The organism is Blastococcus sp. SYSU D00695 (assembly GCF_054050555.1).
Genome location: NZ_JBJGZP010000010.1, coordinates 88050 through 101677 on the forward strand (window position 1 = coordinate 88050; position 13628 = coordinate 101677).

At 75.2% G+C, this 13628-nt stretch carries 12 protein-coding genes; 4 read left to right on the plus strand and 8 right to left on the minus strand.

Annotated features, from left to right (window positions below):
- The first annotated feature begins 29 nt into the window (after nucleotides 1-29).
- The 3 genes from ACI781_RS09050 (at nucleotide 30) to ACI781_RS09060 (ending at nucleotide 2110) form a co-directional block, all read left to right on the plus strand.
- Nucleotides 30-680 (plus strand): amino acid ABC transporter permease, encoded by a 651-nt coding sequence (locus ACI781_RS09050; protein WP_456565757.1) that lies wholly within the window; start codon nucleotides 30-32, stop codon nucleotides 678-680.
- Nucleotides 677-1582 carry an amino acid ABC transporter permease gene (locus ACI781_RS09055; protein WP_456565758.1) on the plus strand — a complete coding sequence of 302 codons (906 nt, stop codon included), beginning with the start codon at nucleotides 677-679 and terminating at the stop codon, nucleotides 1580-1582. The genes ACI781_RS09050 and ACI781_RS09055 overlap by 4 nt, the downstream gene beginning before the upstream one ends.
- 105 nt (nucleotides 1583-1687) lie before the next feature.
- Complete coding sequence (locus ACI781_RS09060; RefSeq protein WP_456565759.1) at nucleotides 1688-2110, plus strand: hypothetical protein; 423 nt, start codon at nucleotides 1688-1690, stop codon at nucleotides 2108-2110.
- A 98-nt stretch (nucleotides 2111-2208) separates the two neighbouring features.
- Here ACI781_RS09060 and ACI781_RS09065 read toward each other — a convergent pair whose 3' ends face one another.
- From ACI781_RS09065 to ppk2, 8 genes are all read right to left on the minus strand, one after another.
- A complete protein-coding gene (locus ACI781_RS09065; protein ID WP_456565760.1) occupies nucleotides 2209-2850 on the minus strand; it encodes a regulatory protein RecX in 642 nt (213 codons plus the stop codon).
- Between the two features lie 4 nt (nucleotides 2851-2854).
- Complete coding sequence (recA, locus tag ACI781_RS09070) at nucleotides 2855-3889, minus strand: recombinase RecA (protein ID WP_456565761.1); 1035 nt, start codon at nucleotides 3887-3889, stop codon at nucleotides 2855-2857.
- A gap of 241 nt (nucleotides 3890-4130) precedes the next feature.
- A complete protein-coding gene (locus ACI781_RS09075; protein ID WP_456565762.1) occupies nucleotides 4131-4325 on the minus strand; it encodes a DUF3046 domain-containing protein in 195 nt (64 codons plus the stop codon).
- A gap of 9 nt (nucleotides 4326-4334) precedes the next feature.
- Complete coding sequence (locus ACI781_RS09080; RefSeq protein ID WP_456565763.1) at nucleotides 4335-4973, minus strand: hypothetical protein; 639 nt, start codon at nucleotides 4971-4973, stop codon at nucleotides 4335-4337.
- Nucleotides 4970-5422 (minus strand): MarR family winged helix-turn-helix transcriptional regulator, encoded by a 453-nt coding sequence (locus tag ACI781_RS09085; protein WP_456565764.1) that lies wholly within the window; start codon nucleotides 5420-5422, stop codon nucleotides 4970-4972. Before ACI781_RS09085 ends, ACI781_RS09080 begins: the two co-directional genes overlap by 4 nt.
- Nucleotides 5423-5574: 152 nt before the next feature.
- Nucleotides 5575-6846 carry an MFS transporter gene (locus tag ACI781_RS09090; RefSeq protein ID WP_456565765.1) on the minus strand — a complete coding sequence of 424 codons (1272 nt, stop codon included), beginning with the start codon at nucleotides 6844-6846 and terminating at the stop codon, nucleotides 5575-5577.
- A 2-nt stretch (nucleotides 6847-6848) separates the two neighbouring features.
- Nucleotides 6849-7994 (minus strand): acyl-CoA dehydrogenase family protein, encoded by a 1146-nt coding sequence (locus ACI781_RS09095; RefSeq protein WP_456565766.1) that lies wholly within the window; start codon nucleotides 7992-7994, stop codon nucleotides 6849-6851.
- A 50-nt stretch (nucleotides 7995-8044) separates the two neighbouring features.
- Nucleotides 8045-8920 (minus strand): polyphosphate kinase 2, encoded by an 876-nt coding sequence (gene ppk2 / locus ACI781_RS09100; protein ID WP_456565767.1) that lies wholly within the window; start codon nucleotides 8918-8920, stop codon nucleotides 8045-8047.
- 105 nt (nucleotides 8921-9025) lie between these two features.
- Between ppk2 and ACI781_RS09105 the strand changes: the two genes are divergently transcribed.
- Nucleotides 9026-13627, plus strand: coding sequence for an ATP-dependent helicase (locus ACI781_RS09105; protein ID WP_456565768.1), 4602 nt, complete (start codon nucleotides 9026-9028; stop codon nucleotides 13625-13627).
- Nucleotide 13628 lies beyond the last annotated feature (1 nt).

Sequence of the window (13628 nt, forward strand, 5' to 3'; positions counted from 1 at the left end):
TCACGGCCCCCGGCCGGGGAGGAGGACGCATGAGCCCGGTCACCGACAACCTCGACCTGTACGTGAGCGGTTTCCGGACCTCGCTGGAGATCATCCTGTGGTCGCTGGCCGGCGCGCTGGTCCTGGGCGTGCTCGTGGCGGCGTGCCGGGTCTCGCCGGTGCCGCCACTGCGGACGTTCGGCACCGTCTGGGTGACGACGTTCCGCAACACCCCCCTGTCGGTGGTGCTGTTCTTCTGCGCCTTCGGCCTGCCCGAGCTCGGGATCAACCGCAGCTTCTTCTTCTTCGGCGTCCTCGGCCTGGTCGTCTACACCTCGGCGTTCGTCTGCGAGGCGGTGCGCTCGGGCATCAACTCGGTGCCGGCCGGGCAGGCCGAGGCCGCGCGGTCGCTGGGGCTGACGTTCCGCCAGACCATGGGCGGGGTCGTGCTGCCCCAGGCGCTGCGGACGGTGGTCCCCCCGCTGGGCAGCGTGCTCATCGCGATGTTCAAGAACTCCGCGGTGGTGGGTGCCTTCGGTGTCGGCGGCGACCTGTGGAGCACCGGCGCCACCCTGACCAGCGCCCGCGGCCTGGAGACGCTGCCCGTGTACACCGGCGTCGCCATCGGCTACCTGGTCATCACGCTCACCGCCGGCGCCCTGTTGCAGGTCGTCGAGCGGAAGGTGGCGGTCGCGCGATGAGCGAGCAGACGGTCCTGTACGACGCGCAGGGGCCGCGCGCGCGGCGACGGACGAGGATCGGCACGGTCGTGGCCCTGCTGGTCCTGGCCGCCCTCGGCTTCCTCGTGGTGCGCCGCCTCGCCGACGAGGGCCAGTTCTCGATGGAGCTGTGGGGCCCCCTGATCGACCCGGGCAACGAGGCCTTCGACGCGGTCTGGCGGCTGCTCGGCATCGGCATCGTGAACACGCTGAAGGCCGCCGCCGTGGCCATGGTCCTGTCGCTGGTCCTCGGCACGCTCATCGCCGTCGCCCGGCTGTCGCTGGGGCGGGTGGCGCGGATCCCGCTCATCGGGCTCGTCGAGCTGTTCCGGGGGCTGCCGGTGGTCCTGCTCGTGTACTTCGGCGTGCGCGTGCTGGACGACGTCGGCGCGGACCTCGACGGGCTGCCCGGCGGCCAGGTCTTCTGGGGACTGGTCATCGGCCTGACCGCCTACAACATGGTCGTCTTCGCCGAGGTCATCCGGGCCGGCGTCGCCGCCCTGCCCCGCGGGCAGCGCGAGGCTGCGCTGGCGACCGGCCTGACCAACGGCCAGACGATGCGCATCGTGCTGCTCCCACAGGCCTTCCGGCTCATGCTGCCGTCGGTCATCAGCCAGCTCGTGGTGGTGCTCAAGGACACCTCGCTGATCACCTTCGTGGCCAACTACGACGAGCTCCTGAGCCAGGGCGAGAGCATCCAGCGCAACCTCGACAACCCCATCCAGACGTTCACCGTGGTCGCGCTCATCTACATCGTCATCAACTACACGCTCGGCCGGCTGGCGCAGGTCGTCCAGGCCCGGCAGGCCCGGGGTGGCCGCGCGGGCCGGACGGCTGCCGCCCGGGAGCCGGTCGAGCCGACGCCGGTGCGCACCGGCGCCTGACGCACTCCGCGCCACCCGAGGCCCGCGACGGGGCGGACGGGACGCCGGGGACGCGTGGGACGGCGGGCGGTCATCGGCGGCCGCCGTACTGCCGAGTAGGGATCCGTGGACACCGCTCTTCGCCCCGCCGTGCCGCTGCCGTCGGTGACCCGGCTCTCCGACGGCCAGCCGGACGCGGCCCAGGAGTTCGTCAACCGGGTCCGCGCCGCGGGACCGGACTTCGCCCTCGCCGCCGGCGCGGAGACCGCCGTCGTGCGCGAGGTGGTGCCCCCGGCGCGGCACCGGCGCTCCCGCTGCCGCCTGGTGCTGCGCTTCGCCGGCGACGTCGAGGTGGACCTGACGTTCCTGGGCCCGGTGAGCCGCGGCCCCGCCAGGGAGTCCGCCTTCGACGGGCAGATCCTGGCCTGGCTGGGCAGCGACCGCAGCAACGAGCAGGCCTGGCTGGTGACCGACGACGAGTCCCCCGACGGCCTGGCCATCGACGTCACCGCCTGGGCGAAGCTGCAGTCCCCCGCCGCGGTCTCGTAGCCCGCGGTCCGACCACCGCGCGCCGCTCGCCTCGACGGCCCCGCTCCCCGGTCTGCGGGGTGCGGGGCCGTCGGCGTCGGTCGGGCCGGGGCGCGCGGTCAGGGCAGGAAGGCGTCCAGCCCCAGCTCGGGATGGCCGGGGCCGTGCTCGTCGTCGCTCCACTCGGCGTCGAGTGCCTCCCGGACGACGATCCCGGCCAGCCCCGAGCCGTAGCCCTTGCGCGCGAGCATGCCGAGCAGCCGCCGATGGGCGGTCTCCCGGTCGACGCGGCGGAGCGAGGGAACGCGGCGGGCGACGAGGCGCCGGGCGGCGTCCCACTCGTCCTGGTCGTCGACGAGGGCGAGGGCCTCCTCGGCGTCGTCGCCGTCCACGCCCTTGGCCCGCAACTCGGCCTTCAGCGCCCGGCGCGACAGGCCACGCCCGGCCTGTCGCGAGTTGACCCAGGCGCGGGCGAAGGCGGCGTCGTCGATCAGCCCGACCTCGCCGAAGCGGTCCAGGACCGCGGTGGCCGCGTCGTCCGGGACGCCCTTGCGCGCCAGCAGCTCCTGAAGCTGCCGCCGCGTCTTGGCCGCGCCGGTCAGCGCCCGCAGGCAGATGGCCCGCGCCACCGCCTCGGGGTCACCGGCGTCGTCCTCCGGGCCGTCCGGCGGCTCGGCCGCGTCCCGCTCCGCGGGTGCGGCCGGCCGCCGGCGGCGGGACCGGACCGGGGTGCGGCCGTCGACCCCGAGGTCGGTGTCCACCGACTCAGAAGTCGGGGGTGTCGGCCGTGGCCGGCGCGTCGACCTGCGGGCCGATGCCCAGCTTCTCCTTGATCTTCTTCTCGATCTCGTCGGCCAGGTCGGGGTTGTCGCGCAGGAAGTTGCGCACGTTCTCCTTGCCCTGGCCCAGCTGGTCGCCCTCGTACGTGTACCAGGCACCCGACTTCTTCACGATGCCCTGCTCGACGCCGATGTCGATGAGCCCGCCCTCGCGGCTGAAGCCGGTGCCCCACAGGAGGTCGAGCTCGGCCTGCTTGAACGGCGCGGCGACCTTGTTCTTGACGACCTTGACGCGGACCCGGCTGCCGACGGCGTCGGTGCCCTGCTTGAGGGTCTCGATGCGGCGGACGTCGAGGCGGACCGAGGAGTAGAACTTCAGCGCACGGCCACCGGTGGTGACCTCCGGCGAGCCGTAGACGACACCCACCTTCTCGCGCAGCTGGTTGATGAAGATCGCGGTGGTGCCGGAGTTGTTCAGCGCACCGGTGATCTTGCGCAGCGCCTGGCTCATGAGGCGGGCCTGCAGACCGACGTGGCTGTCGCCCATCTCGCCCTCGATCTCGGCGCGGGGCACCAGGGCGGCCACCGAGTCGATGACGATGATGTCGAGGGCGCCGGAACGGATGAGCATGTCGGCGATCTCCAGCGCCTGCTCACCGGTGTCGGGCTGGCTGACCAGCAGCGCGTCGGTGTCGACGCCGATGGCCCGCGCGTACTCGGGGTCGAGGGCGTGCTCGGCGTCGACGAAGGCGGCGATGCCGCCGGCCGCCTGGGCGTTGGCCACCGCGTGCAGGGCGACCGTCGTCTTGCCGGAGGCCTCGGGGCCGTACACCTCGATGACGCGGCCACGCGGCAGGCCGCCGATGCCCAGCGCGATGTCGAGCGCGATCGAACCGGTCGGGATGACCTTGATCGCCTGCGCGGTGCTGTCGCCCAGCCGCATGACCGAGCCCTTGCCGAACTGCTTGTCGATCTGGGCCAGGGCCATGTCGAGGGCCTTGTCGCGGTCGAGCGTTGCCATGGTGTTCACCTTCGGGAAGTCACGGTGTCGTGGGTGTCGAGCGGGTCGGTGCCGACGCTAGGGACGAGGTCTGACACTTCCGGGGGACCGACCGGACCTGTGGAGGAACACCCGGCCTGTGGACCACAGTATGCCGAACGTGTGTTCGACCGCCACCGGCGACACGCCGTCCGTCCCAGGCGCCCCAGGCGCGTCCGGCGGCCGGGCCCGCGAGCCCTCCGCGCGGCCGCCGGAGGGCGCGTCAGCGGTCCTTCGCGGGGACCTCGTACTCCTCGCAGATCGCCAGCCACACCCGGCGCACGGGCAGCCCGGCCTCGATCGCGTCGGCCGCCGTCCGGCCGCCGAGGGTCGAGAAGACGTGGTCGCGCACCACGCTCTGCGCGCGCATCGACCCGAACTGGTCCTCGAGCCGGGACCAGAACTCCTGCAGGCGCATCCCCCGACGCTAGCGCGCCGGCGCGGCACCCATCCCGGCACGCACCCGCCGCACGAGGGCGGCCGGGTCGTCCGCGGCGATGCGCAGCTCGTCGACGGGCTCGGCACCGGCGCGGCGGTGCGGGACCACGCGCGGCGTCCGCAGCTCCAGCTCGACCTGGGTCGAGGAGGCCTCGTTCACCGAGACGGCGCGGCGCGGACCCTCGGCGTGCAGGTGCACGGTGCGCGACCCCTCGACCGACCTCCGGCGCACGCGGACCGCGGCGATGTCCTCCCACGGCACGTGCAGGTCGACGCCGGCGAAGCCGTGCCGCACCCGCAGCCCCGAGTCGTCCACCCAGTGCGGCGTCGTCCGGAGCGCCGCGAGCAGGCCGAGCATCCACAGGACGCCGTAGACGCCGGCGAGGTCCAGCGCCAAGCGCAGCCCCTCCCAGGGGACGACGACGTGGACGACGACGACCTCGACCGCCGACACGACGACGAACGCCCAGATCACCGGCGTCGAGGCGCCGGCGTACGGGAACGCCGTCGCCCCCTCGGGCACCCGGCGGCGGCGCAGCCCCCAGCGGACCAGCGCGCGCCACATCGCGAGCTCGAGCGCCAGCGCCCGGCGCGCCACGTCGACGGCGACGCGCACGGCCCGGCTCACGAGGCCGCGCCCGGCACGAGCTCCCGCAACCGCTCCAGCACCGCGTCCAGCCCGGACACGAGTCCGGCGAGACCGACGTCGTCCAGCCCGCCGAGCAGCTGGCCGGCCAGCTCGGCCTGCCCCGCGGCGAGGTCGGCGGCCAACCGGGCGCCCCGGTCGGTGAGGGACACCAGGACCGCCCGCCGGTCGGTCGGGTGCGGGTCGCGCACGACCAGCCCGGCGCCGGAGAGCCCGTCGACGAGGCCGGTGACGTTGCGCGGTGTCGTGCCGAGGACGTGGGCGATCGCCCGCTGGGTGTCCGGTCCGCGGGCGTGCAGGTGCCACAGCAGGGTGGCCCGCGGGACGGTCAACCCCAGGGCGGTCAGACCCTCGGCCATGTCCCGGCCGAGCAGGACGGTGACCTCCAGCAAGCGGTCGAGCGCGGCGACCGGGTCCGACGTGCGCGACATGCTGAACTCCATTCACCGTGAAGGGACTTCACGATACTCGCGCGGTCCTAGGCTGGCGGGGTGATCACCACCGGCTCGGACGCGCTCGACACGGTCCTGGAGATCGGCATCGCCCTCTGCCTGCTGCTGTCGCTGGTGCTCCTCTGGCGCAACTACCGCGGGCGCTGACCCACGCCCGCCAGGAGGCCGACCAGCGGGAGCACCAGGACCGCGGAGACGCCGGCGACCAGGCCGTAGCCACCCCAGCCGAGCAGCGGTCCGCCGACCGCCCCGGCCAGCGCGGCGCCCAGGCCCATGAGCAGGTCGGTGCCGCCCTGCGCGGTGGGCCGCTGCTCCGGGCCGACCGGCTCGGTGACCAGCGTGGAGCCCGCGACGAGCCCGCACGACCAGCCCAGGCCGAGCAGCAGCAGCCCGGCGCCCAGCCGGCCGGCGTCCGCGGGCCCGGCCGTCCCGGCGAGAGCCGCGGCGGCCAGCAGGAGCCCGCACCCGAGCGCCACGACCGCGCGCCGCCCCGCGCGGTCGGCGAGCCAGCCCACGACCGGGGAGAACAGGTACATACCGGCCACGTGCACGCTGATCACCAGGCCGATCAGCCGCAGCGTCGTCCCCTCGAGGCCGTGTGCGTGCCCCATGTGCACGGGCGTCATCACCATGACGCCGACCATCACCGCGTGCGAGACGACGACGGCGGTGACCCCCAGCCGCCCTCCGGGGTCGGACCACACGGCGGCCAGGGCGGCCCGCGTGGCCCGCTGCGGCCGGACCGGTGTCCCGACCCCGCCCGCACGCAGCCGCCGGGCCAGCAGCAGCGGGTCCGGGCGCAGCGACGTCGCGTACAGCACGGCGACGAGCAGGAGCACGGCGGCCGACAGGGCGAAGCCGCCCCCGAGCGGCGGCAGCCCCAGGCGCACGCCGAGGTCGGCCCCCGGACCGACGAGGTTGGGTCCGAGCACCGAGCCCACGGTCGTGGCCCACACCACCAGCGACAGGTCGCGGCCCCGCCGCGCGGGGGCGGCCAGGTCGGCGGCGGCGTAGCGCGCCTGCAACCCGCAGGCGGTCGCCGCCCCGAAGGCGAACAGCCCGGCCAGCAGCAGCGGCAGCGACGACAGCGCGGCCGCGACCACCGTTCTCACCGCGCCGGCGACCGCGACCGCGAGACCGGCCGCCAGGCCCGCCCGGCGCCCGGCCCGGTCGCTGACCCGGGCCAGCGGGACGGCGAGCACGGCCGCGCCGAGCACGCCGGCGGTCTGCCCCAGGCCGGAGACGGCGTCGCTGCCGGCGACGTCGCGGGCCAGCAGGCCCCCCAGGGTGATGCCGATGGTGACGCCGAGACCGCTCAGCGCCGTCCCGCCGCCGAGGACGGCGAGGGTCCGCCGCTGGACCCGCGCCACGTCGGGCGCGGACGCCGTCTGCGTGGTGTCCACCGTCAGAGGCCCAGCGACCGGCCGATGATCTCGCGCATGATCTCGTTCGTCCCGCCGTAGATGGACTGCACGCGGGCGTCGCGCCAGGCGCGGGAGACGGGGTACTCGTCCATGTAGCCGTAGCCCCCGTGCAGCTGCAGGCAGCGGTCGGCGACCCGGTTCTGCAGCTCCGTCGTCCAGTACTTGGCCATCGACGCGTCGACGGCGCTCAGCTCCCCGGCGTTCAGCCGGCGCACGCACTCGTCGACGAAGGTGCGCGCGATCGTCGTCTCCGTGTGCAGCTCGGCCAGGACGAAGCGACTGTGCTGGAAGCTGCCCACGGGCCGGCCGAACGCCGTCCGCTCCCGGACGTACTCCAGCGTCTGCGCGAGGACCGTCTCGGCCGACGCGACGGCGGTGACCGCGATCGACAGCCGCTCCTGCGGCAGGTTGTCCATCAGGTGCGCGAACCCGCGGTTCTCGGTGCCGAGCAGGTTCTCGGCGGGCACGCGGACCTCGTCGAAGAACAGCTCGGCGGTGTCCTGCGCCTTCAGCCCGACCTTCTCGAGGTTGCGGCCGCGGGTGAAGCCGGGCATGCCGCGCTCGACGACGAGCAGGCTGGTGCCCCGCGCGCCGGGGGCGTCGGGATCGGTGCGCGCGACGACGATCACCAGGTCGGCGTTGATGCCGTTGGTGATGAAGGTCTTCGCGCCCGACAGGACCCAGTCGCCGCCGTCGCGGCGGGCGGTCGTGCGGATCGCCTGCAGGTCGCTGCCCGTGCCCGGCTCGGTCATCGCGATCGCGGTGACGAGCTCGCCGCTGCAGAAGCCGGGCAGCCAGCGCTCCTGCTGCTCGGGCGTGGCCAGGTCCCGCAGGTAGGGCCCGACGACGTCGTTGTGCAGGGTGAACCCGACGCCGGTGGCGCCGCTGCGGGTCAGCTCCTCGTCGACCACGACGTTGTAGCGGAAGTCGCGCACGCCCCCGCCGCCGTGCTCCTCGCCGATGTCCGTGCCGAGCAGGCCCTGCGCGCCGCCGGAGGTCCACACCTCGCGGGGCACGATGCCCGCGGCCTCCCACTCCGCGTGGAAGGGGGCCACCGACCTCTGCGCCCACGCCCGCACCGTCGCGCGGAACGCCTGGTGGTCGGCCTCGTGGAGGGTGGAGCGCATGGCCCGGAGTGTGCCGCAGTGTGTCGTGGGTCACCGACCGGCCCGCCCGCTCAGGGGACGACGTCGGGCACCAGGTGCTGGCTCTCCTTCGGCGGCCGGACGTAGTCGTCGCGCACCGGCGGCCGGGGCGGCAGCGCCGGCGGTTCGGGCGTGAGGTCCTGGTAGGGGACCTGGCCGAGGAGGTGGGTCATCACGTTGAGCCGGGCGCGCTTCTTGACCTCCGCCTCGACCACCCACCACGGGGCCTCCGGGATGTCGGTCGCGGCGAACATCGCGTCCTTGGCGCGGGAGAAGTCCACCCAGCGGTTGCGCGCCTCCAGGTCCATGGGGCTGAGCTTCCAGCGCTTGGTCGGGTCCTTCAGCCGCGACTGGAACCGCTTCTCCTGCTCGGTGTCGCTCACCGAGAACCAGTACTTGACGAGCGTGATCCCGCTCCGGATGAGCAGCCGCTCGAACTCCGGGCACGAGCGCAGGAACTCCCGGTACTCCTCCTCGGTGCAGAAGCCCATCACCCGCTCGACGCCGGCGCGGTTGTACCAGGACCGGTCGAACAGGACCATCTCCCCGGCCGCGGGCAGGTGCGCCACGTAGCGCTGGAAGTACCACTGCGTCCGCTCGCGCTCGGTGGGGGCGGCGAGGGCGACGATGCGGGCGGCGCGGGGGCTGAGGCTCTCGGTGATCCGCTGGATCGCCCCGCCCTTGCCCGCGGCGTCGCGGCCCTCGAAGACGACGACGACGCGCAGTCCCCGGGCGCGGATGTACTCCTGCTGCTTGACGAGCTCGACCTGCAGCCGGGCGAGCTCCTTCTCGTAAAAGGCGTTGTCGACCTTCGCCGTCGACCGCGGGGCCACCTCGACCGAGGGCGACACCTCGGTCCGCGGCGCCGGCGCGGCGGTGGACTTCGTCGTGCTCCGGGTGTGGGCCATGAGGCAGCCTCGACCCCCGGGAGCGGGCGGGCAATGCCCCTGCTCGCGCCGGTGCGCGGAACGCTGCGACGGCGGAGTGTCGTACCCCCGGGTGACACTGGCTGCGTGTCCGCTCTCGACCGGTTCTCCGAGGCCACGCGCGCGTGGTTCACCGGCGCGTTCGCCGAGCCGACGGCCGCGCAGGAGGGGGCCTGGTCGGCCATCAGCTCCGGCGGGCACGCCCTCGTCGTGGCGCCCACCGGCTCGGGCAAGACCCTGGCCGCCTTCCTCTGGTCGCTGGACCGGCTGGCGAGCAGCCCGCCGCCGGCCGAGGAGATCCGCCGCTGCCGGGTCCTCTACGTGTCCCCGCTCAAGGCGCTCGCGGTCGACGTCGAGCGCAACCTGCGCGCGCCGCTGACGGGTATCGGCCAGGCGGCGCTGCGGCTGGGGCTGCCCCGGCCGGAGATCACGGTGGGCATCCGCTCGGGCGACACCCCGGCCGAGGAGCGCCGGGCGTTCGCCCGGCGCCCGCCGGACATCCTCATCACCACCCCCGAGTCGCTGTTCCTGCTGCTCACCAGCCAGGCCCGGGAGGCCCTGCGCGGGGTCGAGACGGTGATCGTCGACGAGGTGCACGCCGTCACCGACTCCAAGCGCGGCGCCCACATGGCGGTCACGCTCGACCGGCTCGACGAGCTGCTGGACCGCCCGGCCCAGCGCATCGGCCTGTCGGCGACGGTGCGGCCGATCGAGGAGGTGGCCACGTTCCTGGCCGGCGGCCGGCCGGTGGAGGTGGTGGCACCCGGCTCGGCCAAGCAGTGGGACCTGTCGGTCGTCGTCCCCGTCGAGGACATGGGCACCCTGGGCCAGCCCACCGGGGAGCTGGACGGGTCGGCCGCCGGCAACCAGCCGCGGACGTCGATCTGGCCGGCGGTCGAGGAGCGGGTGCTCGACCTCGTCGAGGACGCGCGCAGCACCATCGTGTTCGCCAACTCCCGGCGCCTGGCCGAGCGGCTGACCAGCCGCCTCAACGAGCTCGCCTACGAGCGGCAGACCGGCGAGCCGGTGCCGCCCGGGTCCACCCCGGCGCAGCTGATGGCGCAGGCCGGCGCCGGCGGCGGCGTGCCCGAGAGCTTCACACCGGTGGCCGCCGCGCACCACGGCTCGGTCTCCCGCGAGCAGCGGGCGGTGGTCGAGGAGGCGCTGAAGTCCGGGCAGCTGCCCGCCGTCGTCGCCACCTCCAGCCTGGAGCTCGGCATCGACATGGGCGCGGTCGACCTGGTCGTGCAGGTGGAGGCGCCGCCGACCGTGGCCGCCGGGCTGCAGCGCGTCGGCCGGGCCGGCCACCAGGTCGGTGCGGTCAGCCGCGGGGTGCTGTTCCCCAAGTACCGGGGCGACCTCGTGCAGTGCGCGCTGGTCGCCGAGCGGATGCGGGCCGGCGCCATCGAGTCCATCCGCTACCTGCGCAACCCGCTGGACGTGCTCGCCCAGCAGGTCGTGGCCATCGTGTCCGAGCGGCCGCGCACGGTCGACGAGGTCGGGGAGCTGGTCCGCCGCTCGGCACCGTTCGCCGGGCTGCCGGAGTCCGCGCTGCACGCGGTGCTGGACATGCTGGCCGGCCGCTACCCCTCCGACGCGTTCGCCGAGCTGCGGCCGCGGCTGACCTGGGACCGCGTCACCGACACCCTCACCGCCCGCGGCGGCGCGCAGCGGCTGGCGGTCACCAGCGGCGGCACCATCCCCGACCGCGGCCTGTTCGGCGTCTTCATCGTCGGCGCCGAGGGCACCGGCGGGCGGCGGGTCGGCGAGCTGGACGAGGAGATGGTCTACGAGTCCCGGGTGGGCGACGTCTTCCTGCTCGGGTCGTCGTCCTGGCGGATCGAGGAGATCACCCACGACCGGGTGCTGGTCTCCCCCGCCCCGGGCCAGCCGGGGAAGATGCCGTTCTGGCACGGGGACGCCCCCGGCCGCCCGCTGGAGCTCGGCCGGGCGCTCGGCGCGTTCCTCCGCGAGGTCGGCTCGGCCGGCCCCGACGCGGCACGTGAGCGTGCCCGCGCGGCCGGTCTCGACGAGTGGGGCGTGGACAACCTGCTCGCCTACCTGGCCGAGCAGAAGGCCGCCACCGGCCACCTGCCCGACGACCGGACGTTGCTGGTCGAACGGTTCCGCGACGAGCTCGGCGACTGGCGGCTGGTCGTGCACTCCCCCTTCGGCGCGCAGGTCAACGCCCCGTGGTCGCTGGTCCTCGCCGCCCGGCTGCGCGAGCGGTACGGCGTCGACGTCGCCTCGATGCACTCCGACGACGGCATCGTGCTGCGGCTGCCCGACACCACCGGCGAGCCACCCGAGGCCGACCTCGCGGTGCTCGACCCCGACGACGTCGAGCGCGAGGTGACCGCCCAGGTCGGGGACTCGGCGCTGTTCGCCAGCCGCTTCCGCGAGTGCGCCGCCCGCGCCCTGCTGCTCCCCCGCCGCGACCCGCGCCGGCGCACCCCGCTGTGGCAGCAGCGCCAGCGGGCCGCGCAGCTGCTGTCGGTGGCGAGCGAGTTCCCGGGCTTCCCCATCACGCTGGAGACCGCCCGCGAGGTGCTGCAGGACGTCTACGACGTCCCGGGCCTGGTCGAGCTGATGCGGGACGTGCAGGCCCGCCGCGTGAAGGTCGTCGACGTGCAGACGCAGACTGCGTCGCCGTTCGCCTCCTCCCTGCTGTTCGGTTACGTGGGGCAGTTCCTCTACGAGGGCGACGCGCCGCTGGCCGAGCGCCGCGCGCAGGCGCTCGCCCTGGACACCGGCCTGCTCGCCGAGCTGCTGGGGCGTTCCGAGCTGCGCGAGCTGCTGGACGCCGAGGCGCTGGGCGAGATCGAGGCCGAGCTGCAGCGGCTGCCCGCGCCGCGTCACCCGCGCGACGTGGACGGCGCCGCGGACCTGCTGCGCGTCGTCGGCGACCTGACACCGGCGGAGGCGGCGGCGCGCGGCGTGCCGGCGGAGTGGCTGGCGGAGCTGGTCGCCTCGCGCCGGGCGATCGTCGTCCGGATCGCCGGCGAGGAACGGCACGTGGCGATCGAGGACGCCGGCCGGCTGCGCGACGCCCTGGGCACCGCGCTGCCCGTCGGCGTGCCCGAGGTGTTCACCGAGCCGGTGAGCGACCCGCTCGGCGACATCGTCGGCCGCTACGCCCGCACCCACGGCCCGTTCCAGCCCGACGAGGTGGCCCGCCGGCTCGGCCTCGGCGTCGCCGTGGTCACCGCGACGCTGCAGCGGCTGGTCTCGGTCGGACGGCTCGTCTCGGGCGAGTTCCGCCCCGGCGGCACCGGGCAGGAGTGGTGCGACGCCGACGTGCTGCGCTCGATCCGCCGCCGCAGCCTGGCCAGGCTGCGCCAGGAGGTGGAGCCGGTGCCGATCGGCACCCTGGCGCGGTTCACGCCCGCCTGGCAGTCGGTGGGCAGCCGGCTGCGCGGCACGGACGGCGTCCTCGCGGTGGTCGAGCAGCTGGCCGGGGCGCTGGTCCCGGCGAGCGCGCTGGAGTCCCTGGTCCTGCCCTCGCGGGTCCGCGACTACTCCCCCGCGATGCTCGACGAGCTGACCAGCGCCGGGGAGGTGCTCTGGGCCGGGGCCGGCGCCCTGCCCGGCAACGACGGGTGGGTCAGCCTGGTGCCGGCCGACGTCGCGCACCTGCTGCTGCCCGAGCCGCTGGAGCTGCCGGAGGAGGGCGGCTACGCCGCGGCGGTGCTCGACGGGCTCGCCGGCGGGCAGGCGATGTTCTTCCGCGGCCTGGCCGACCTGGTGGGCGCCACCGACGACACCGCGCTGGCCGACGCCGTGTGGGACCTCGTGTGGTCCGGTCACCTCACCAACGACACGCTGGCCCCGCTGCGCACCCGGCTGGCCGGGGCCGGCACCCACCGCCGGGCGCCGGCCCCGCCCCGCGCCCGGGTGTCGCGCTACGGCCGCCCCCGGCTCGGCCGGCCCGCGATGCCGACCCGGAGCGGGCCGCCGACGGTGGCCGGCCGCTGGTCGCGGCTGCCCGACCGCGAGGCGGACCCCACGCGGCGCACCACCGCCCGCGCCGAGGCGCTGCTCGAGCGGCACGGGGTGCTCACCCGGGGCGCGGTCATGGCCGAGCAGGTGCCCGGTGGCTTCTCCGCCGTCTACCCGGTGCTGCGGGCGTTCGAGGAGAACGGCCGGGCGCGGCGCGGCTACTTCGTGGAGACCCTCGGCGCCGCCCAGTTCGGCACCCCGGGCTCGGTGGACCGCCTCCGCGGCTTCGCGTCCCCGGACCGGGCGCCCGCCGGCACCGTCGTGCTCGCCGCGACCGACCCCGCCAACGTCTACGGCGCGGCGCTCCCGTGGCCGGAACGGCCCGACCCGGCGGCGACTCCCGACGGCGCGGCCGCCGCGGCCGTCGACCTCGGCGAGGGCACCGGCGGCCGCCGCGGCAGCGGGCACCGCGCCGGGCGCAAGGCCGGCGCGCTCGTCGTCCTCGTCGACGGCGAGCTGGTGCTCTACGTCGAGCGGGGCGGCAAGACGCTGCTGTCGTGGACCGAGGACGAGCAGCTGCTCAAGGAGGCCGCCACCGCGCTGTCCGGGGCGGTCGCCGCCGGCGCGCTGGGCCGGATGGTGGTGCAGAAGGCCGACGGGGCGTCGGTGCACGAGTCGACCCCGCTGTCCGCCGCGCTGCAGGCCGCCGGCTTCGCCGCCACGCCCCGCGGGTTGCGGCTGCGGGGCTGAG